At 53.5% G+C, this 19,908-nt stretch carries 21 protein-coding genes and 1 pseudogene; 13 read left to right on the plus strand and 9 right to left on the minus strand.

Annotation, left to right across the window (positions count from 1 at the left end):
• Positions 1 to 75: 75 nt before the first annotated feature.
• The 3 genes from QWJ10_RS18125 to QWJ10_RS18135 are packed head-to-tail and all read left to right on the plus strand — an operon-like array spanning position 76 to position 2,509.
• On the plus strand, positions 76 to 1,092 hold the full coding sequence (locus QWJ10_RS18125; protein ID WP_289928648.1) for a phosphotransferase: 1,017 nt from the start codon (positions 76 to 78) through the stop codon (positions 1,090 to 1,092).
• Entirely contained in the window at positions 1,089 to 1,760 is a 672-nt protein-coding gene (gene murU, locus QWJ10_RS18130; RefSeq protein ID WP_125888574.1) for an N-acetylmuramate alpha-1-phosphate uridylyltransferase MurU, read from the plus strand. The genes QWJ10_RS18125 and murU overlap by 4 nt, the downstream gene beginning before the upstream one ends.
• Positions 1,760 to 2,509: a DnaJ domain-containing protein gene (locus QWJ10_RS18135; RefSeq protein WP_074826831.1), complete on the plus strand. Its 750-nt coding sequence runs from the start codon at positions 1,760 to 1,762 to the stop codon at positions 2,507 to 2,509. The genes murU and QWJ10_RS18135 overlap by 1 nt, the downstream gene beginning before the upstream one ends.
• Here the strand turns inward: QWJ10_RS18135 and QWJ10_RS18140 are convergent.
• Positions 2,506 to 3,537, minus strand: a complete 1,032-nt coding sequence (locus QWJ10_RS18140; protein WP_289928654.1) for an alpha/beta hydrolase family protein — start codon at positions 3,535 to 3,537, stop codon at positions 2,506 to 2,508. The two genes, QWJ10_RS18135 and QWJ10_RS18140, sit on opposite strands and share 4 nt — an antisense overlap.
• Before the next feature lie 261 nt (positions 3,538 to 3,798).
• On the opposite strand from QWJ10_RS18140, the gene rpe reads away from it, so the two are divergent.
• From rpe to trpC, 6 genes and pseudogenes are all read left to right on the plus strand, one after another.
• Positions 3,799 to 4,476, plus strand: coding sequence for a ribulose-phosphate 3-epimerase (rpe, locus tag QWJ10_RS18145; RefSeq protein ID WP_122041487.1), 678 nt, complete (start codon positions 3,799 to 3,801; stop codon positions 4,474 to 4,476).
• Positions 4,473 to 5,330: pseudogene (locus tag QWJ10_RS18150) on the plus strand (phosphoglycolate phosphatase). Before rpe ends, QWJ10_RS18150 begins: the two are co-directional and overlap by 4 nt.
• 64 nt (positions 5,331 to 5,394) lie before the next feature.
• On the plus strand, positions 5,395 to 6,885 hold the full coding sequence (gene trpE / locus QWJ10_RS18155; RefSeq protein WP_289928658.1) for an anthranilate synthase component I: 1,491 nt from the start codon (positions 5,395 to 5,397) through the stop codon (positions 6,883 to 6,885).
• Positions 6,886 to 6,897: 12 nt separating this feature from the next.
• Positions 6,898 to 7,491, plus strand: a complete 594-nt coding sequence (locus QWJ10_RS18160; protein ID WP_289928660.1) for an aminodeoxychorismate/anthranilate synthase component II — start codon at positions 6,898 to 6,900, stop codon at positions 7,489 to 7,491.
• Positions 7,492 to 7,493: 2 nt separating this feature from the next.
• The gene (gene trpD / locus QWJ10_RS18165) at positions 7,494 to 8,543 is read left to right on the plus strand and encodes an anthranilate phosphoribosyltransferase (RefSeq protein WP_289928662.1); all 1,050 of its coding nucleotides are present in this window, start codon (positions 7,494 to 7,496) and stop codon (positions 8,541 to 8,543) included.
• Positions 8,540 to 9,376 (plus strand): indole-3-glycerol phosphate synthase TrpC, encoded by an 837-nt coding sequence (trpC, locus tag QWJ10_RS18170; RefSeq protein WP_289928665.1) that lies wholly within the window; start codon positions 8,540 to 8,542, stop codon positions 9,374 to 9,376. The genes trpD and trpC overlap by 4 nt, the downstream gene beginning before the upstream one ends.
• A 50-nt stretch (positions 9,377 to 9,426) precedes the next feature.
• On the opposite strand, the gene crp is transcribed toward trpC, so the two are convergent.
• Entirely contained in the window at positions 9,427 to 10,071 is a 645-nt protein-coding gene (gene crp / locus QWJ10_RS18175; RefSeq protein WP_010795963.1) for a cAMP-activated global transcriptional regulator CRP, read from the minus strand.
• Between the two features lie 208 nt (positions 10,072 to 10,279).
• On the opposite strand from crp, the gene QWJ10_RS18180 reads away from it, so the two are divergent.
• Both QWJ10_RS18180 and speD read left to right on the plus strand, forming a co-directional pair.
• Positions 10,280 to 10,702 (plus strand): OsmC family protein, encoded by a 423-nt coding sequence (locus tag QWJ10_RS18180; RefSeq protein WP_289928724.1) that lies wholly within the window; start codon positions 10,280 to 10,282, stop codon positions 10,700 to 10,702.
• Between the two features lie 218 nt (positions 10,703 to 10,920).
• Positions 10,921 to 11,715, plus strand: coding sequence for an adenosylmethionine decarboxylase (gene speD / locus QWJ10_RS18185; protein WP_289928669.1), 795 nt, complete (start codon positions 10,921 to 10,923; stop codon positions 11,713 to 11,715).
• Between the two features lie 48 nt (positions 11,716 to 11,763).
• Here the strand turns inward: speD and coq7 are convergent, their stop codons facing one another.
• From coq7 to hemJ, 5 genes are all read right to left on the minus strand, one after another.
• Entirely contained in the window at positions 11,764 to 12,411 is a 648-nt protein-coding gene (coq7, locus tag QWJ10_RS18190; RefSeq protein WP_197871450.1) for a 2-polyprenyl-3-methyl-6-methoxy-1,4-benzoquinone monooxygenase, read from the minus strand.
• A gap of 41 nt (positions 12,412 to 12,452) precedes the next feature.
• Positions 12,453 to 12,794 (minus strand): histidine triad nucleotide-binding protein, encoded by a 342-nt coding sequence (locus QWJ10_RS18195; protein ID WP_010795959.1) that lies wholly within the window; start codon positions 12,792 to 12,794, stop codon positions 12,453 to 12,455.
• 65 nt (positions 12,795 to 12,859) lie between these two features.
• Positions 12,860 to 13,648 carry an SDR family oxidoreductase gene (locus QWJ10_RS18200; protein ID WP_019367554.1) on the minus strand — a complete coding sequence of 263 codons (789 nt, stop codon included), beginning with the start codon at positions 13,646 to 13,648 and terminating at the stop codon, positions 12,860 to 12,862.
• 57 nt (positions 13,649 to 13,705) lie between these two features.
• Positions 13,706 to 14,644 (minus strand): DUF805 domain-containing protein, encoded by a 939-nt coding sequence (locus QWJ10_RS18205; protein WP_197871452.1) that lies wholly within the window; start codon positions 14,642 to 14,644, stop codon positions 13,706 to 13,708.
• A gap of 69 nt (positions 14,645 to 14,713) precedes the next feature.
• A complete protein-coding gene (gene hemJ, locus QWJ10_RS18210; protein WP_019367556.1) occupies positions 14,714 to 15,139 on the minus strand; it encodes a protoporphyrinogen oxidase HemJ in 426 nt (141 codons plus the stop codon).
• Positions 15,140 to 15,317: 178 nt separating this feature from the next.
• Here hemJ and erpA point away from each other — a divergent pair, with 178 nt between their 5' ends.
• The gene (gene erpA / locus QWJ10_RS18215; protein WP_019367557.1) at positions 15,318 to 15,668 is read left to right on the plus strand and encodes an iron-sulfur cluster insertion protein ErpA; all 351 of its coding nucleotides are present in this window, start codon (positions 15,318 to 15,320) and stop codon (positions 15,666 to 15,668) included.
• Between the two features lie 43 nt (positions 15,669 to 15,711).
• On the opposite strand, the gene QWJ10_RS18220 is transcribed toward erpA, so the two are convergent.
• Entirely contained in the window at positions 15,712 to 16,806 is a 1,095-nt protein-coding gene (locus tag QWJ10_RS18220; RefSeq protein WP_026004193.1) for an anhydro-N-acetylmuramic acid kinase, read from the minus strand.
• Positions 16,807 to 16,811: 5 nt separating this feature from the next.
• Entirely contained in the window at positions 16,812 to 18,242 is a 1,431-nt protein-coding gene (locus QWJ10_RS18225; RefSeq protein WP_197871454.1) for a peptidoglycan DD-metalloendopeptidase family protein, read from the minus strand.
• A 171-nt stretch (positions 18,243 to 18,413) separates the two neighbouring features.
• Between QWJ10_RS18225 and tyrS the strand changes: the two genes are divergently transcribed.
• The gene (gene tyrS / locus QWJ10_RS18230) at positions 18,414 to 19,613 is read left to right on the plus strand and encodes a tyrosine--tRNA ligase (RefSeq protein ID WP_289928691.1); all 1,200 of its coding nucleotides are present in this window, start codon (positions 18,414 to 18,416) and stop codon (positions 19,611 to 19,613) included.
• Positions 19,614 to 19,908 lie beyond the last annotated feature (295 nt).

Raw genomic sequence — 19,908 nt, forward strand, 5'->3', positions numbered from 1 at the left:
TCGATGGGCTCAAAAAGATATCGGATAATAAAGCATGACCTGCGCAACGGCTAGGGCCGAGGGAAACCGTTATAAATGTCTGAAGATGTTCGCTTTACCCAACTCTGTCAGTGGCTGGACGCGTGTCTGCCTGAATTGTTCAATAAAAAAGGCTGGGGAGCGCCTGGAGAAAGCGAGCTGACCCCCGCCAGTAGCGATGCAAGTTTTCGTCGTTATTTTCGCTGGGAATGTGACGGCCGTACCCTGATCGTTATGGATGCACCACCTCCACAGGAAGACTGCCGGCCGTTTGTGCATGTGGCCGCGCTACTGGCCAAGGCCGGTGTGCATGTGCCGGAAATCCTGGCTCAGGATATAGAACAGGGCTTTTTACTGCTGGATGATCTAGGGCGGCAAACATACCTTGACGTCCTGACATCCGATAATGCCGACGCGCTTTTTAATGACGCTTTGAATGCGTTATTGACCTATCAGGTTCTTCCGACGGAAGGTTGTCTGCCGGAGTACAACCACGCCCTGTTGGCACGTGAGCTACAGCTATTTCCTGACTGGTATGTCCGCTACGTTCTTAATCATCGCTTCGATGCGGCGCAACAGGACGCGTGGGAGTCGGTCTGTGAGCTGCTGATTGACAGCGCACTGACGCAGCCGCGCGTCTTGGTGCATCGCGATTACATGCCGCGCAACTTGATGGTCAGTACGCCAAATCCGGGTGTCCTGGATTTTCAAGATGCGGTATACGGCCCGATTACCTATGACGTGACCTGCCTTTTCAAGGATGCCTTCCTGAGCTGGCCGGAGGAGCGTGTCAGAGGGTGGCTCGAAACTTATTGGACCCGTGCCCGGCAGCAAGGCTTGCCGGTTGGCGAGGATTTTGAAGATTTTTACCGAGCCAGCGACCTGATGGGCGTACAACGACACCTCAAGGTCATCGGGATCTTTGCGCGCATTTGCCATCGAGACGGCAAGCCCAAGTATCTGGCTGACGTGCCGCGCTTCTTCGCCTATATCGAGGCGGTTATCGCGCGGCGCCCTGAACTCGCGCCTTTGAAGGCCTTGCTCGCCGAGCTTCGGGAGGCCTCTACTGTATGAAAGCCATGATTCTTGCAGCAGGGCGTGGAGAGCGGCTTCGCCCGCTTACCTTGCATACTCCAAAGCCTTTGGTTAAAGCATGCGGTGTGCCGTTGGTCGAATATCAGATTCGGGCTTTGAAAGCGGCTGGTTTCAACGATTTTGTTATCAATCATGCGTGGTTGGGGCAGCAGATAGAAGACTACCTGCAAGATGGCTCGCGGTTAGGCGTCAGCATCGTGTATTCGTCTGAAGGTGAGCCGCTGGAAACCGGCGGCGGCATCTTCAAGGCGCTTCCGCTGTTAGGCAAAGAGCCTTTCTTGGTGGCTAATGGCGATATCTGGACGGATTACGGCTATCGGCCGCTACAGCTGACCGCCGGCGATTTAGCGCATCTGATTTTGGTCGATAACCCTCTTCACCACCCTGAAGGGGATTTCTTTTTGAGTAATGGACGCGTGGTTGAAGCTGGCGAGGCTTGCGACAGGTTTACCTACAGCGGTATTGCAATACTGCATCCCGATCTATTTCGCACCTGCGAGGCAGGCGCCTTCAAGTTGGCGCCTGTACTGCGCGCAGCCATTGCAAAAGGGCGCGTCAGCGGGACGCTGCATACCGGTCGTTGGGTCGATGTAGGAACCCATGAGCGGCTGGCAGAAGTCGAGCAACTGATCGAGGCGAGCGCCTAGTGTTCTGGCCATGGCCTTTAACGCTGTCCGGGGCGCTTACCGGCTGGGCGGCAGCTGATCTTTCTGGAGCATTGCTGGGTGCAATGTTAGGGCATGCGGCCGAGCGTAAGCTGGGACTCACCTCCTGGTCTGCGCTGCGCCTGCGGCTGGGGCAGGTTGGTTTTGAGCATCAGCTCTTGTTTGAACTGCTCGGCCATCTGGCCAAGGCAGGGGGGCAAGTGTCGACGGCACATATTCGCCAGGCTGAAGGTGAAATTAAGCGATTGGGTTTGGACGTTGAGGGCCGCCGCCGTGCAATTGCTGCGTTCAATCAGGGTAAAACGGCAGTTCGCTCGGCTCGTACCCGGCTGGCTGCAGCGGAAAGTCAGGCTGAAATTATCATTCGTGCCTGTTGGCGAATGGTATGGGTGAACGGCAGCGTCCGGCCTGGTGAGCGGGACCTGATCCGGCAATGGGGATTGTGGGCCGGGCTCTCACAAACGCGAGTAGATGAACTGCAGCCCATGCGATCAGCGAAGAAGCCGCGGGCAAACAATGGCTATAAAGAGGCCTTGGCGCTGCTAGGGGTAAGCGAGAGCAGCGATAGCAAAAGTATCAAGCAAGCCTATCGGCGATTGCTCAGCAGGCATCATCCCGACAAGGTTCAAGGTGCCGGCGCCAATAAATATGTGGTTCAGGAGGCAGCGGAAAAAACCGCTGCCTTGCACGCAGCCTATCGGCTCATCAAAGAACGGCATGGCTTTCGTTAGGGCGCAGGCTGCTCTCCACCGCCTGCCGCTATGTGTGTGCTAAGCCAGCCTCGCACACGACGATACAACTGCTCCTGCTCATCGGAGGGGTCGCCGGGAATCGTCTTTAGGGCAACCTGGGTGTAATCGCTGGCCTGCTCCCGCTTGGCAGCCTGGCGGCGCTGCTGGGCTGAGGCTTGAGCGATCGAAGACTGGTTATGATAGAAGTCGCCTGTTGCTACCTTGAGCTTGGGCACGATCGCATCCAGATTTGAGCCCGAATTAACCGGTGCCTTGCCATCAATGATAATCAAGTGATGAAGCTCGCTGGGCTCTCGTTCAGCGAGGTAGCGAGCTGCCCAATAGGCTCCGGTACCGTGACCGAGCAGAATCACCTGCTTGGAGCCTCGCTGTAGCGCAAAGTCGATTCCGGCCGCCAGTCTAGCCATGACGCCCTCCGCATAGGCATCCTGCAATGCTTTGGCATCCGAGGGTGCCTTGCCTGCCTGTGCGGGTTCGCCACTACCTATTTCAGCCTGGGTTTCAGGTGTTGGTGCGGTGCCGGTCACACCTTCTACGGGTGTGGGGGACGCACCCTCTGCAGTGGATGCATCAGCATCGGCAGGAGCAGAAGTCGCCCTATTGGCGTTACGCGGCAGTGGAGCCTGGTTTTGCGGGTCGGGCAGGGTCAGACTAAGTGTCTGCCAACCTTCGTCGGGCAATTTTTGCCTGAGTGGGCTGATGGTGTTGGGCCAGTCAGCGGACTCGCCATCACCCGGTATCAGGACGATCGTTCCCTGAGGCTGGGCAGTATTGGCAGGTTTCCATAACGCCAGGAATTGCTCGTTGCCCGCCGTCAGGGTCTGCTGCTCGCTTTTGGGGAGCGTGCGCTCCAGCGCCTGTGCAGCATCTTGACTACGTCCAATCGGAGCTGCTCGTTCGGCAGCAGGGGCTGGCGGGGTAGTAGCCTCTTCGGCAGAGGCATTGTTGGCCATGCCAAGAGCAATCAGCAGCAGGGTCTTGTTGAATACACCGGGTCGGCTAAACATGAAGTGCACTTCGTCCTGTCCAGAATGGGCGGAAGACTAATCACCTTTGGTCATGCTGTCATGGGCGATGTCTACCGCGGCACGCAAATAAGAGGCATCTACTTGCACTGACCGCCACAAGCGGCAAGTGTGCCCTGCAAGATGTGCTGTGCAAGACAGCAGCGGGGAGAAATGCCGGTTGTCAGCTCTCTAATGCATGAATGCCCAGCCGCTGCATTGGGTACAATGCCGCTTTCCGCTGACTTGCCTTGAGGCTTTTCCATGCAACCTTATGCTATCGCTCCGTCGATCCTCTCCGCTGACTTTGCCCGTCTGGGTGAAGATGTAGACAAGGTGCTCGCAGCGGGCGCCGATATCGTCCATTTCGATGTTATGGACAACCACTATGTGCCCAATCTTACCATTGGCCCCATGGTCTGTTCGGCGCTACGCAAGTATGGCGTGACGGCGCCTATCGATGTGCATCTGATGGTCAAGCCAGTGGATCGTATTATCGGTGATTTCATCGAGGCGGGCGCCTCGTTCATCACCTTTCACCCGGAGGCTTCAGAGCATATCGACCGCTCACTGCAGCTCATTAAGGCAGGTGGTTGCAAAGCAGGGCTGGTCTTTAACCCGGCGACGTCCCTGGACTGCCTGAAATATGTCATGGACAAGATCGACATGGTGTTGCTGATGAGTGTGAACCCGGGCTTTGGTGGCCAGAAGTTCATTCCGAAAACACTCGACAAGCTGCGCGAGGCACGTGAGCTGATCGATGCCTCCGGCCTGCCGATTCGTCTGGAAATCGATGGCGGCGTCAACGTTTCCAACATCGGTGAAATCGCACGTGCCGGTGCCGATACGTTTGTTGCGGGCTCCGCCATCTTTAATGCGCCGGATTATGCAGAGGTCATCAAGACCATGCGTAATGAGCTGGCCAAGGCACGTGCGGTATGAGTCAAGGCGTGCTGGAAACCTTGTTTGATGGAGAGCAGCCACGGCTGATCATGTTTGATCTGGACGGCACGCTTCTCGATTCAGCCCCAGATCTGGCCGCAGCGGTTGATGCCATGCTTGAAACGCTAGGTCGACCCCCTGCAGGGCTGGATAAGGTCAGGCTGTGGATTGGCAATGGAGCCCGTGTGCTGGTTCGTCGTGCCTTGGCGGATCAGATGGAGCACAGCCACATCACGGAGGCTGAGGCAGATGAGGCACTGAGCCTTTTCATGTCTCTTTATGGGGGCAGCCACGAGCTCACGGTCGTGTACCCCGGCGTTCAGGAAGCGCTGGCGACGCTCAAGGCTAAAGGGATTGCGATGGCCGTCATTACCAACAAGCCGGAGCGCTTTGTTGGCCCACTTCTGGATGACATGCAGTTAGGCGATTTTTTCTCCTGGATCGTAGGAGGGGATACGTTACCTCAACAAAAGCCTGATCCTGCCGGGCTTCTCTATGTCATGGGCAAGGCGGGTGCCAAGCCTGACGACGCCCTGTTCATTGGCGACTCACGTAACGATATCCGCGCCGCACGGGCTGCCGGAGTGCGCTGCGTCGCGATGACCTATGGCTACAATCATGGTCAGCCCATAGCCGATGAGTCACCTGACTGGCTACTGGACGACCTTAGGCAGTTACTGGCTTAGCGATAAAATGCCACACTCGCTATGGCAAAGAGGTTGATTCAGCGAGTTGCCTGAGCTAGTGTGGCCGTATTCCTATCTACCCGGCGAAGAGATCGAATCGTGGTGGTCACCTGCAAACTGTGGATGAAGGTCATCAAGGCCCTGGCGCGTTGGCGCTGGCGCGCCTGACTCATTCCTGGCCGGCATGCCCGGCGCGTTTTGCACCTGACCTTTACCCTCCACGAGGCTGATCATGACCCGCGAAGAATTCCTGCGTTTGGCCGCTGCCGGCTATAACCGTATTCCCCTGACATTCGAAACCCTGGCCGATTTCGACACGCCGCTGTCGCTTTATCTCAAGTTGGCCGATACCACCAATACGTACCTGCTTGAGTCTGTTCAAGGTGGTGAAAAATGGGGTCGCTACTCCATTATCGGGCTGCCCAGTCGCACCGTACTGCGAGTCTATGGCCACCAGGCCACGATTCATGAGGGCGATGAGGTCGTCGAAGCCGTTGAGGTCGAGGACCCGCTAGCGTTTGTCGAAGCATTCCAGCAGCGCTACCGCGTGCCCACACTGCCTAACCTTCCGCGCTTCAATGGGGGCCTGGTCGGCTATTTCGGTTATGACTGTGTCCGCTACGTTGAAAAGCGCCTGGGTGCCTGTCCCAATCCTGACCCGCTGGGCAATCCCGATATCCTGCTGATGGTATCTGATGCTGTCGTGGTGTTCGATAATCTATCTACCAAGATGCATGCCATCGTGCTGGTCGACCCGGCCGATGAAAATGCCTACGACCAAGGCAAGGCGCGCCTGGATGAATTACTGGAGCGCCTGCGTCAGCCTATTATGCCGCGCCGTGGACTCGACTTTAGTGCGCCTCAGGCGCAGGAACCCAAGTTTCGAGCCAGCTTTACTCAAGCGGATTACGAACAGGCGGTTGTCAAGATCAAGGACTATATCCTGGCCGGGGACTGCATGCAGGTCGTGCCTTCCCAGCGGATGTCCATCGATTTCAAGGCCGCCCCCATCGATCTCTATCGCGCGCTACGCTGCTTCAACCCAACCCCCTACATGTACTTCTTTAACTTTGGTGATTTCCATGTTGTGGGCAGTTCACCGGAAGTCCTTGTTCGAGTAGAGGAAGGGCTGGTAACGGTTAGACCTATCGCCGGAACGCGTCCACGAGGAGCGTCTGAAGAGCAGGATCTTGAGCTCGAAAAAGACCTGCTCAGTGATGAAAAGGAAATTGCCGAACATCTGATGCTGATCGATCTGGGTCGTAATGATGTTGGCCGCGTATCGTCGACCGGCTCGGTCAAGCTGACCGAAAAAATGGTGATCGAGCGTTATTCCAATGTCATGCACATCGTGTCCAACGTGACCGGCCAGCTCAAGGACGGTCTCAATGCCATGGATGCCCTGCGTGCCATCCTGCCGGCAGGTACGCTGTCCGGCGCGCCGAAGATCCGCGCCATGGAAATCATCGACGAGCTGGAGCCTGTCAAGCGAGGTGTCTACGGCGGTGCCGTAGGATATCTGGCCTGGAATGGCAATATGGATACTGCTATCGCGATTCGCACTGCCGTCATCAAAAACGGTGAGCTTCATGTTCAGGCCGGTGGGGGCATCGTTGCAGACTCTCAACCTGCTGCGGAATGGGAAGAAACGATCAATAAACGTCGTGCGATGTTCCGCGCGGTTGCACTGGCTGAACAAACTTCTACGACTTCGCGTACCTGAAGGAGCGCTACCATGTTACTGATGCTGGATAACTACGACTCCTTCACCTACAACCTCGTGCAATACCTGGGCGAGTTAGGGACAGACGTAAAAGTCGTACGCAACGATGAAACGACCGTAAACGAAATCGATGCGCTGGCGCCGGAGCGCATTGTCGTTTCCCCAGGCCCCTGCACACCGAATGAGGCAGGTGTCTCGCTCGAACTGCTGAAACATTTCGCAGGCAAAGTGCCTACTTTGGGTGTGTGCCTTGGTCATCAGAGCTTGGGGCAGGCATTTGGAGGTGAGGTGGTCAGAGCACGTGAGCCGATGCATGGCAAAACGAGCCTGGTTTATCACAAGGGCGAGGGTGTATTTGCCGGATTGCCCAACCCCTTTACGGTCACGCGCTACCATTCGCTTGTGGTGAAACGGGAAACGCTGCCGGACTGTCTGGAAATTACTGCCTGGACTCAACACGAAGATGGAACCATGGATGAAATCATGGGGCTCCGTCACCGCGAGTACATGCTGGAAGGTGTCCAGTTTCACCCCGAGTCGATTCTTACCGAATACGGTCATGACCTGCTGGCCAATTTCCTCAAGCAGACCGGAGGCGCACGCTAGTCATGGATATCAAGGAAGCGCTCGGCAAAATCGTCAGTCAACTCGACCTGACCACAAGCGAAATGCAGGACGTCATGCGCCAGATCATGACCGGGCAATGTGATGATGCCCAGATCGGCGCTTTTCTCATGGGCATGCGTATCAAGAGCGAAACCATCGATGAAATCTGTGGTGCCGTAAGCGTGATGCGCGAGCTGGCTACCAAGGTTGAATTGCCCAGCCTTGAGCACGTTGTGGATATCGTGGGAACAGGAGGGGATGGGGCCAATATCTTCAATGTATCATCGGCTTCTGTCTTTGTTGTCGCGGCTGCTGGGGGAAAGGTAGCCAAGCACGGCAACCGTGCTGTTTCAGGTAAAAGCGGCAGTGCCGACCTGCTTGAAGCGGCAGGGATTTATCTCAACCTGACGCCCGAACAAATAGCCCGCTGCGTTAACGAGATAGGCGTAGGCTTCATGTTTGCCCAATCTCATCACAGTGCGATGCGCCATGCTGCGGGCCCTCGCAAGTCTCTGGGGCTGCGTACGTTATTCAACATGCTAGGTCCGTTGACCAGCCCAGCCGGTGTCTTACATCAAGTGGTAGGGGTATTTACGCCTGCACTGTGCCGTCCCCTTGCCGAAGTGCTGCAGCGGCTAGGCAGTAAGCATGTGCTGGTTGTTCACTCCAGGGATGGGCTTGACGAGTTCAGCCTAGCGGCGCCTACACGTGTTGCTGAACTCAAGGATGGACAAATTCATGAATACGAAGTCCTTCCAGAGGATGTTGGTATCAAGAGCCAGAGCCTGATCGGGCTTACAGTCGACAGCCCGGAGGCTTCATTGAGCTTGATCCGAGATGCCTTGGGGCGTCGTAAAACCGAGGCCGGGCAAAAGGCGGCTGACATGATTGTGCTCAATGCGGGAGCCGCGTTGTATTCAGCCGATCTGGCTTCCACTTTGCACGAAGGTGTCAATCTGGCGCATGACGCGTTGTACAGCGGCCTTGCCCGGGAAAAAATGGATGAGTTGGCCAGCTTTACAGCGGTATACAAAGTGGAGAATCAAGCGTGAGCGTACCTACCGTTCTGCAAAAAATCCTGGCCCGCAAAGCTGAAGAAGTAGCACAGCGTAAGTCAGCGCTTCCACTGGCCGATCTGGAGGCCTTGGCGCAGGCCTCTGAATCACCAAGAGGATTTGCCCTGGCCCTGATGGATCGCGTGGCGCGAAGAGAACCAGCGGTCATTGCTGAGGTCAAGAAAGCCTCGCCCAGTAAGGGTGTCCTGCGGGAGGAGTTCGTGCCGGCAGATATTGCACGAAGCTATGAAGCAGGCGGCGCGACCTGTCTTTCGGTCCTGACGGATATCGATTTCTTTCAAGGCAGCGATGCCTATTTGAAGGAAGCCCGGGCAGCCTGCTCGTTACCTATCATTCGTAAAGACTTCATGATCGATCCATATCAGGTCGTTGAGGCCCGTGCGATTGGTGCTGATTGCATTCTTCTCATTGTGTCCGCCCTGGACGATACCTTGATGGCAGAGTTGGCCGCTACCGCAAAATCGGTTGGCCTCGATGTGCTTGTTGAGGTCCACGATGCAAATGAGTTAGAGCGCGCGCTGAAAACACTCGACACGCCGCTGATCGGTATCAATAACCGCAATCTGCATACATTTGAGGTGAGCCTGGAAACAACACTGGACCTGTTGCCATCTATTCCGCGAGAGCGTCTGGTGGTAACCGAGAGTGGCATTCTGAACAGGGCTGACGTTGAGCTGATGCAAGTCAGTGATGTGCATGCCTTTTTAGTAGGTGAAGCATTCATGCGTGCAGAGGATCCCGGACACGAGCTGCATCGGCTGTTCTTTCCTGAAAGACGCGCGGGGATCTCCTCCCCCGACGTAGAGTGATCAATAAAAAAGCCGGCGCGAGCCGGCTTTTTTGTCAGAGCATGGTGTGTTTAGCGAGTACCAAACACAACCATTGTCTTGCCTTTCACATGGACAAGGCCCTGCTCTTCCAGAGACTTGAGTACGCGACCGACCATTTCACGTGAGCATCCAACGATGCGACCAATTTCTTGGCGCGTGATTTTGATCTGCATACCGTCCGGATGCGTCATGGCGTCGGGCTGTTTGCACAAGTCAAGCAGCGTACGAGCGACACGACCAGTCACGTCCAGGAAGGCAAGATCACCTACCTTACGCGTAGTCTGGCGCAGACGCTCGGCCATCTGGCGGCCCAGCGAGAAGAGCATGTCGGGATCTTGCTGGCTCAGTTCTCTGAACTGGCTGTAGCTGATCTCGGCAACCTCGCACTCCGTGCGTGCACGAACCCAGGCGCTGCGTTCGGGTTCGCTTCCTTCCTTGGCAAATAGCCCCATCTCGCCGAAAAAGTCGCCCGCATTCAAATAGGCGATGATCATTTCGCGACCTTCGTCGTCCTCGATCAGAATCGTTACCGACCCTTTGAGGATGAAGAACAGGCTTTCACTGTTATCACCCGCATAAATGATCGTCGTCTTGGCGGTATAGCGGCGACGCGAGCAATGCGCGAGCAGTTTATCGAGATGTTGAAGTTTTGCAGGAGGAATAATAGCGGCCATGCTGGTTCCTGAAGTTGAGACAAGCCTTGTCTACAGGGATTTGAACATATCGGCAAGTTTGCCACTAAATTAAAGTGAATTTTTACTCTGCAGATCACGACTTGTGAAGTGTGCGACGTGACTAACAGTTTAATGGCAGTTTGATGGCATTCCATCACATTTATGGGGCTGTGGTACTCTATTTTTTTACTTGCTGTGGAGTCTCATGGTGAAAGCACGAATTCAATGGGCCGGTGAGGCCATGTTTCTGGGCGAGTCGGGCAGTGGCCATGTGGTTGTCATGGACGGCCCTCCTAATCATGGCGGTCGTAACCTAGGCGTCCGCCCAATGGAGGCTCTGCTAATCGGCTTGGGTGGCTGCACCAGCTTTGATGTGATGAGTATCTTAAAGAAATCTCGCCAGGCTGTAGAGAGCTGTGAGGCCTTTCTTGAGGCTGAGCGGGCTGAATCCGAACCCAAGGTATTTACCAAGATACACATCCGCTTTGTGGTCAAGGGCCGTGACTTGAAGGAAGCGCAGGTCAAGCGCGCCATTGAGCTGTCTGCAGAAAAGTATTGTTCAGCTTCCATCATGCTGGAGCGTGCAGGCGTCGAGATTTCGCACGGATACGAGATCATAGAGCTTAATTAAGCCCTGACTGTCATCAATTCATCGTCTTTCGGGCGCAACCTCTGGCGGATAGCCCTCAGGCTCTGCATAATGCGCCCCTTTTCAGGGCAAGGCCCGACAAGCACAGCCACAATCGCCAATGCGAAGAGGTATGAAACGGCCCTACGCACCTGCGCCTTATGCAGATGACGGGCATTCACGACCACGGTCAGAGACCGTACCTATGGGAGTTCCCTACGGTGAAAAGTAAACTCAGGCTCCATGGTTTCAACAACCTGACGAAGACCTTGAGCTTCAATATCTATGACATTTGCTATGCAGAGACGTCAGAAGATCAGCAAGCCTATGTACAATACATTGATGAAGAGTATGACGCCGAGCGTCTGACTCAGATCCTGACAGACGTCGTGGATATCATCGGTGCCAATATTCTGAATATCGCTCGCCAGGATTACGACCCTCAGGGCGCCAGTGTGACCATTCTCATTTCGGAGCAGCCTGTTGAGCCTACCGAAAGCCAGATCGAGGAATCACCCGGTCCGCTACGCGAAACAATTCTAGGGCATCTGGATAAAAGCCATATTACGGTTCATACCTATCCGGAAATTCATCCCGTTGATGGCATTGCCACATTCCGTGTCGATATCGATGTGTCTACCTGTGGCGTCATCTCACCGCTAAAGGCATTGAATTATCTGATTCATCAGTTTGATTCGGATATTGTGACTGTCGACTATCGCGTTCGTGGTTTTACCCGCGATGTGGAAGGACGCAAGCACTTTATCGATCATGAGATCAATTCCATCCAGAACTACCTGTCTGAAGACACGCGTTCGGCCTATCAGATGACGGATGTAAACGTCTATCAAGACAATCTGTTCCACACCAAGATGCTATTGAAAGAGTTCGAGCTAGAAAATTACCTGTTTGGTGATGCTACTCGGAACCTTTCGCGTGAGCAGCGTGAGCAGGTAACGCAACGCCTCAAGCATGAGATGCGTGAGATATTTTCTGGTCGTAACCTGCCTCGTTAAGCAGCAGGTTGAAATTAAAAGGGCGCTTTGAGCGCCCTTTTTGTTGTCTTAAATGCGGTATGTGCTTTTGGTCATGACCTTTGAAAGAAGCGTCATGCCAAGTTTGATAGGCGTAGCGAAGCGTAGCCCGCCTGCATCCAGGGCATGATCCGCATGTTGCTCCTCGTCAATGCGCATCTGCTCAAGAATCGCTCGGGAGCGCTTGTCTTCCGAAGGAAGTTGCATCAGGTGCTCATCAAGATGCTTACAGACTTGCTCTTCTGTCGCGGCGACAAAGCCAAGGCTGAGACGATCGCTGATCAGGCCAGCAGTCGCGCCGATGCTAAATGATAGGCCATAGAACAATGGATTAAGTACGCTGGTATGGCTTCCCAACTCTTTAATTCGCTGTTCGCACCAGGCGAGGTGATCAATTTCCTCGTCAGCGGCTTCTTCCATGGCGCTTCGAACTTCAGGCAGCTTGGCTGTCAAGGCCTGTCCCTGATAGAGCGCTTGTGCGCACACTTCTCCGGTGTGGTTGATGCGCATCAGTCCAGCCACGTGCCGGGTGCTGGACTCATCCAGCTCGGCTTCCGAATGACTCAGCGCAGGAGAGGCCCTATTAGGGTGTCCATTGAAGGGCAGTAGTGTTTTTAATGCAGCATCAACCTGCATGAACAGGTGATCTGCAGGGGAATAGTGACGATCGTTAGCCATTCCAGTCTCCAGGTTCAAATCAGGGGAGGGTAAAGGAACGCTTAACCCGGCGGCCACGTCATTTGCCGTTGGCCAAGTACATGCATATGGATGTGGTAAACCGTTTGTCCACCCATTGGATTACAGTTCATGACCACCCGGAAGCCTTCATCGCAACCTTGTTCCTGGGCCAGGCGTTGTGCCGTAAACAGGATATGACCTGCTAGCGTCTTGTCATCGGTTTCGCTCAGATCATGAAGCGTGGCGATATGCTTCTTGGGAATGACAAGAAAATGAACGGGCGCCTGGGGCGATATGTCATGGAAGGCAATGACATGATCGTCCTCATAAAGCTTGCGGGCTGGAATCTCTCCCGCCACGATTTTACAGAACAGGCAGTCCATGGATGTCTCCTGTGTATTTGAAGATCAAAGTGTAGCGAGGGTTATCTTTTGCGCACAGACGCAAGTCAAGGTGATGTCAGCATGCGGCCTATTCTGGCGGTAACTTTTCTTACAAGTGAGCGTGGCAAAAAACGAGGTACCATTGTCGTCAGGCGGTTTCGCCATCCGCAATGAATGATGGCCTTGCGCTTGGCGAGGCCATGCATGGCGATCAATGCAACCTCCTCGGCGCCCATCATGGTTTTGCCTTTCTCCATTGAGGCGGTCTGCATGCCGGCTTTTCGGAAAAAGCTTGTACGCGTTGGGCCAGGGCATAACACCGAGACGGAAATGCCTCGGCTTTTTAGTTCTTCACGCAGCCCTTCGGAAAAATGCAGGACATACGCCTTGCTGGCGGCATAGCTGCTCATAAGCGGAATGGGCTGGAAGGCGGCCGTCGAAGCCACGTTGAGAATCTGTCCGCCGCCCTGTTGAGCCATGTGCTCACCTAGGGCATGGCAGAGGCGAGTCAGGGCCAGCACATTTAACTCAATAAGGTGCTGCTCGCGTGACCAGTCGGAGGAAAGAAAGGGGCCGCTAGTCCCCATGCCTGCACAGTTCACAAGCAGGTCGATAACCTTCTCGCTCTGCTCAAGCTCGTGCAGAAGCCCTGTCACATGCAGCGGCTCCGACAGATCGCAAACGCGATAAAGTACTTCCACGCCAAATCGCTGGGCCAGCTCACTGGCAATGCTTTCAAGTGCCTCCCGCTTTCGGGCAAGTAAGATCAAGGGATGACCGCGGCGCGCCAGTGCTTCAGCAAGCGCAAGGCCTATTCCACTAGAGGCGCCAGTAATTAATGCATAGCGAGGCATGATGCTCCCTCAGAAGTACGGCATGGAGTTGGACCGCTCCGGCATGGCAGGGTGCCCTTAGCTAGGGCGCACAAGGGAGGCCAGAATCATAGCGATCACAATAAATAGCCAGACACCCGCTAAAAGCTTGACCGCTATGCTGTTAGGTGGAGGCGGTGCACCATAGCGATTGGCTGTACGTGATCCTGGTAAGACCATCAGCACGAAGGTAAACAGGCCTCCTATGAGCGGAACGATGCTCAAAAGCCAGAGCCAGCCTGACCAGCCTAAATCATGCAAGCGTTGAACACCTATGCTCAGGTTAATGAATAGCATTGCAAGACCAAGCAGGGCACTAAGCCCAAGCCCTGTAAGGATTGAGGGATGCGACGTCATGAGACTTGCGATCCCTAACGTTGTCAGTAGTGCAAAAAAGGAGGCAAAAAAAGCGGCAGATGCTACAAGCGACCAAGCTAAAAAGCGCAGGCGTCCTATTCGACCTTTGAGGCTGAAGACCTTCAAGGTACCGTATTCATGTTCGCCATGGGTATAAAGGTCTGCTTGAGGCGGAGCATAAGGAGACGCGGCCATGACTGGCGCAGCTGACGGTGCGGGCGGCTCTGACGCTAGCTCAGCCTGACGTGCCAGGTATTTTTCAACAATAATGCCGCACTGCTCGCATTCGTCGCGCTTGGTCTGTTCATGTCCACATTTTGGACAAGTCATTAACCGTGTGCTTTCTATTGCTGGTGTTTCTTTGTCCTCAACCAGCGTAAGCATGGAGGCCAAGTCCTGTTCTTTCCTGGCTTGAGCGCCAGCTTGTCTCAAGGCTGCCAGATAACGATCAGCTTCAGGTTCCGAAAGGTCCCTTTTTAATGTAACCGGACCGCGAAACAGCTGGGCTATTTTCTGCGTATCACTTTTGAAAAGTTTCGCAAGACTCTCCAGTACATCATCTCGATTGACGCCGGGGAGCAATTGCCCATCAAAGGTAATTTTGTAACGCGTATCGGACATGGCGAGCTTCCTTGTCGCACAATAGAGGAGGCACGCAGCATATTGTCAGGATATGCTGCGTCTGGAAATTTAGTAGGGTTTGATGACAACCAGAATCACGATCGCAATCAGGATCAGGACAGGAGCTTCATTAAACCAGCGATAGAATACATGAGTGTGTTTGTTTTCACCTCGCGCAAAGCGTTTCAGCATGGCACCGCACATGTGGTGATAGCCGACCAGCAAAAAGACAAGTGCAAGCTTGGTATGCATCCAGCCCTGACTCAGCCAGCCTGGATTCAGGACCAGTAATACAATGCCGAAAACAAGCGTAGCCAACATTGAAGGCAGCATGATTCCTCGATAGAGCTTTCGCTCCATCAGAATGAAGCGCTCACGGCTAACGGTGTCTTCACTTTGCGCGTGGTAGACAAATAGTCGGGGCAAATAGAACAGACCGGCAAACCAGCAGACTAAAGCTATGATGTGTAACGCTTTGATCCATAGATAGAGCATCAGGTATCTCCGGCAATATAAAACCAGAGATAGTAGATGCCCGTGTTGCAGGCGTCACCTTATAAGCGATTTAAGTTTTAATTATCGGTCGGTCGCAGAATAGTTGACCATTTTTCTGGGTTAAGCGGATAATGTTGCATATTGCAGTTGGTATCGGCGAAAGCCGGGAGATTCAAGCATGACCATCGAAACCTTCATTCCGACTCCCTTATTGTTCTCCCCCGGTGCAGCCAATAAGGTAAAGAACTTAATCGACGAGGAGGGCAACCCTCGTCTTAAGCTGCGCGTATTTGTGACGGGGGGAGGGTGTTCTGGCTTCCAGTACGGCTTTACATTTGATGAAGATACGGCCGAAGACGACACCATTGTAGAGCGTGACGGCGTAAGTCTGGTTGTCGATCCCATGAGCTTCCAGTATCTGGCTGGCGCTGAAGTTGATTATCAGGAGGGGCTGGAGGGTTCGCGTTTCGTCATTAAGAACCCTAATGCGGCAACTACATGTGGCTGCGGTCAGTCTTTCTCAATCTAAGAAGACTTTACTGAGGCGCCGCGTTTAAACGCGGCGCTTTCGCTTAGGCAGGATACAGCGCGCCTAAGATTCTAGGCCCCTTAGCCGCTGTTACGTCCGGGCAGTTACCCGGTATGCGCTCAACAAAACAATGTGCTAGCCAGGCAAATGCCATTGCTTCTACCCAGTCTGGCGAAACGCCAAGTGTGTCTGTGGTTGTAACGAGCGTTTCTGGTAAATGAGCAGAGAGTCGCTTAAGCAGAAACTCATTGTGAGCACCGCCGCCGCAGATAAATAGCTCGGCACATGTGGGTTGAGCCAGTCGCAGCGAATCACAGACAGAAATAGCGGTAAGCTCGACCAGGGTTGCCTGAACATCGGCTACCGGTATCGCAGGAAGTACTGAGAGCTTTTGTTCTAACCAGCTTAAGTTGAATAGCTCGCGCCCAGTACTTTTAGGCCCTTGTTTGGCAAAGAAAGGATCAGACAAAAAGGCATTAAGAAGCATGGATGAAATGGTGCCACTGGCAGCCCAGGTACCAAACTGGTCATAAGGCTCGCCTTTGTGCTCGTTTATCCATGCATCCATCAATACATTACCTGGGCCGCAGTCGAAGCCTTCTATAGGGTGGCCGGGTGATAGCAATGTAATGTTAGTAAAGCCGCCGATGTTAAGAATGGCTCGCTCTTTCGCCGGGTCTCCAAAGATGGCCGCGTGAAAAGCGGGGACGAGGGGAGCGCCTTGTCCACCAGCAGCAACATCCCGTCGACGAAAATCTGCAACAACATCAATTCCCGTCAGCTCTGCAAGAAGTGCCGGGTTACCGATCTGAATTGTGTAGCCATCAGATGGACTATGCCTGACTGTCTGCCCGTGACTACCAATCGCTCTTATATGCGAGGTCGATAGCTGCGCTTCGCTGAGGAGTTGCTCAATACCTTGAGCAGCCAAATGGACCCAATCCTGCTCAGCCAGTGCGGCACGTTCCAGTTCGTTGTCGCCAGCACTGCACAGCTCAAGAAGCTTATGTTTGAGGCTCGATGGCATCGGCACATAATGAGAGCCGATGAGCGTGCATCTGTTAGCCGTTTGATCAATAAGGGCAATGTCCAGTCCGTCCAAGCTGGTACCAGACATTAGCCCTATATAAAGCGCCATACCTGTCAACGCTTGTTCATGGCAAGAAGGGTGGACTTTTCCTGGTCCATGCGGGCCATTAAAGGCTGGCTTTGGCTCAAGAAACGTTTCACCTCATTTTTTGCGATAGGATCAGCCATAGGTAGCTTTACGCCGAGCGGATCGACATGCGTACCATTGATGCGGAATTCATAGTGCAAATGAGGTCCCGTTGCGAGTCCTGTCATGCCTACATATCCAATAACCTGTCCTTGCTTGACCTGTACGCCTGGTCGAATGCCTTGACCGAATTTGCTCATATGTCCATAAACAGTGCTGTAGCGCTGTCCGTGCTGGATTACTACAGCGTTTCCGTAACCACCCTTGCGCCCAGCTTCTACCACTTTGCCATCCCCTGTCGCATGGATAGGCGTACCGGTTGGCGCTGCGTAGTCCACACCCTTATGCGCACGAATCTTGCTCAGGACAGGATGGTAACGACCTAAGGAAAAGCGGGAGCTGATACGGGTAAACTCTACTGGAGTACGAATAAATGCCCTACGCATGCTGCTACCGTCAGCCGTGTAGTAATTCGTAGTGCCTTGCTTGCTGGTATAGCGGACTGCGGTAAAGGTTTTACCGCGGTTGGTGAAGCGCGCCGCTAGAATGTTGCCGTTGCCGACACGCTTTCCATCGACCACCTTCTTTTCGTAGATGACCTCGAATTCGTCGCCTTCTCGTATATCCAGTGCGAAGTCAATATCATAGGCGAATACGTTGGCCAGTGACATGATCATGTCATGGGATAGGCCGGCGCGTCGGCCAGCTGTAAATAGAGAGCTATCAATAACGCCGCGTGCATAAGCCTTTTCAACATCAGGCTGCGCTATTTCACGCTTAAAGTCATAACTACCTTCAGCTTTGGAGATCGTGATGGTTTCCAAGGCGTTTGGCTTGCTTCGGAAGCCGAGCAGGTCACCGGTCTGAGATACCTTGAATTCGAGCTTTTGGCCTATATGAATTCGGCTAAGGGCTTTGGCTTCTTTGTCACTATTTAAAACGTCTTGCAGAACGTTTGCTGACAAGCCGGCTGCCGAGAATAATGTGGAAAGCGTGTCGCCATTTTTAACAGTTTCGACTTTCCACTGAGGGTCAACTGAGGCAAGGCTTTCGGTAGAAGAGGGTTCAGCTGAGTTGGGTTCTTGAGCCGTTTCGGTTGACTCAGGAATACTGGCGAACGGACTTTCAGTTGTGGACGCTTCAGGCTCTGAGAGAGTGCTTAGCTGTCGAAGGTCATCCTTTTCTTGAATAATGCGCTCAGCACTATTCTGAATATCCATATTAACGAGCGTTTTCTTTGCCTCGACATCGCGAGAAGGAAACACCAGCAGAGCCAAACTCAGAAGCGCAGCGACCCCACTAGCAGCCAGGATATGGCTTTTAGGATACAACGGGCTTTTTGGAGTTGGTTGTGTCATGACGTAGCGGTGCTTTTGAGCATGAATAACTGCCTAAAATATAATCAAATAAAGTTCCGAACAACCCTTAATAATTTTCAATATGTGCCTGATAGGTAGAGGTTTCTGGAAATCTTGTTTTTATCAGGTGATCTTGTATGGTTGCGCCATTAATTTAAGCGGGATTGGCTAATGAAATCGGTAGAAGAACAGTTAGCGCTGATCAAGCGTGGAGCTGACGAGCTTTTGGTTGAATCTGAGCTCATTACAAAGCTTGAGAAAGGGACTCCGTTGCGTATCAAAGCAGGCTTTGATCCTACAGCTCCAGACCTTCATCTAGGCCATACCGTTCTGATCAATAAGCTACGTCAGTTCCAGGAGCTGGGTCATCAAGTCATTTTCCTGATTGGCGACTTCACAGGCATGATTGGCGATCCCAGTGGTAAAAGCACGACTCGTCCGCCGTTGACGCGTGACCAGGTTCTTGAAAACGCCGAAACCTATAAAGCACAGGTCTTCAAGATATTGGATCCTGCGAAGACTGAAGTGGCGTTTAACTCTACTTGGATGGACAAGCTTACACCGGCTGACTTTATCCGCCTGGCGTCTCAGTACACGGTCGCACGTATGCTTGAGCGTGACGATTTCAGTAAGCGGTACGCGACTAATCAACCCATTGCAATTCATGAGTTCTTGTACCCCTTGGTTCAGGGATATGACTCGGTTGCATTGAAAGCAGATGTCGAGCTTGGTGGAACTGATCAGAAATTCAATTTGTTAATGGGACGCGAGTTGCAGCGTGCCTATGGCCAAGAGGCGCAGTCCATTCTCACTATGCCTTTGCTTGAGGGGCTGGATGGCGTCAAGAAGATGTCCAAGTCGCTTGGCAACTATATAGGTATCCAGGAAGCGCCTGGCGTTATGTACAATAAGATCGTTTCAATGCCTGATTCGCTGATGTGGCGATATTTTGAGCTTTTAAGCTTTAGGGCGATGAGTGAGATTGAAGCGTTTCGCCATGATGTAAAGGCGGGTGCCAATCCGCGCGATATCAAGATCAAGTTGGCCGAGGAGATCGTTGCCCGGTTCCATGGTGAGGAGGCAGCTGCTACCGCTCACCGTTCTGCTGGCAATCGCATGAAGGACGGCGAGCTGCCAGAGGAAATTCCAGAGGTAACGTTAACGACTGCGGAGGATATGCCCGTAGCCGCAGTGCTCAATCGCGCAGGTCTGGTAAAGAACTCAGCTGCTGCACGTGATTTGCTGAACGCAGGTAGCGTAAAGGTTGATGGTGAAGTAGTAGATCGAAGCTTTGTCTTCAAGTTGGGTGCTACTCATGTTTGTCAGGCAGGCAAGAAGGCATTTGCCCGCATCGTTATTAAAGCTGAGTAGTTCAAAATAAAGCTTGACCTGTGAGCGGAGGGGCCTATAATGCGCCCCACTTCCGCTGCAACGGAACAGTAAAAAGCCTTGTAGATCAATGGGTTAGCTGTTTAGTCAGGGTCAGGCCTCCGGTCTGGCAGAAGCGGAAAGAGGGAAGCGGTAGTTGACAAGCCCCAGGGTTTGTGTAGAATACGCCTCCCGCTGCCAGAACAGGTTTCCTGATCCGGCAGGTCCGGCAAGCGGTTCAGCGGGTTAGACCGGTTGAACAAAATGCTTGACAGGACAAGAGGTTAGCGTAGAATGC

The sequence above is a fragment of the Pseudomonas sp. WAC2 genome (assembly GCF_030403525.1).
GTDB classification, from domain to species: domain Bacteria; phylum Pseudomonadota; class Gammaproteobacteria; order Pseudomonadales; family Pseudomonadaceae; genus Chryseomonas; species Chryseomonas luteola.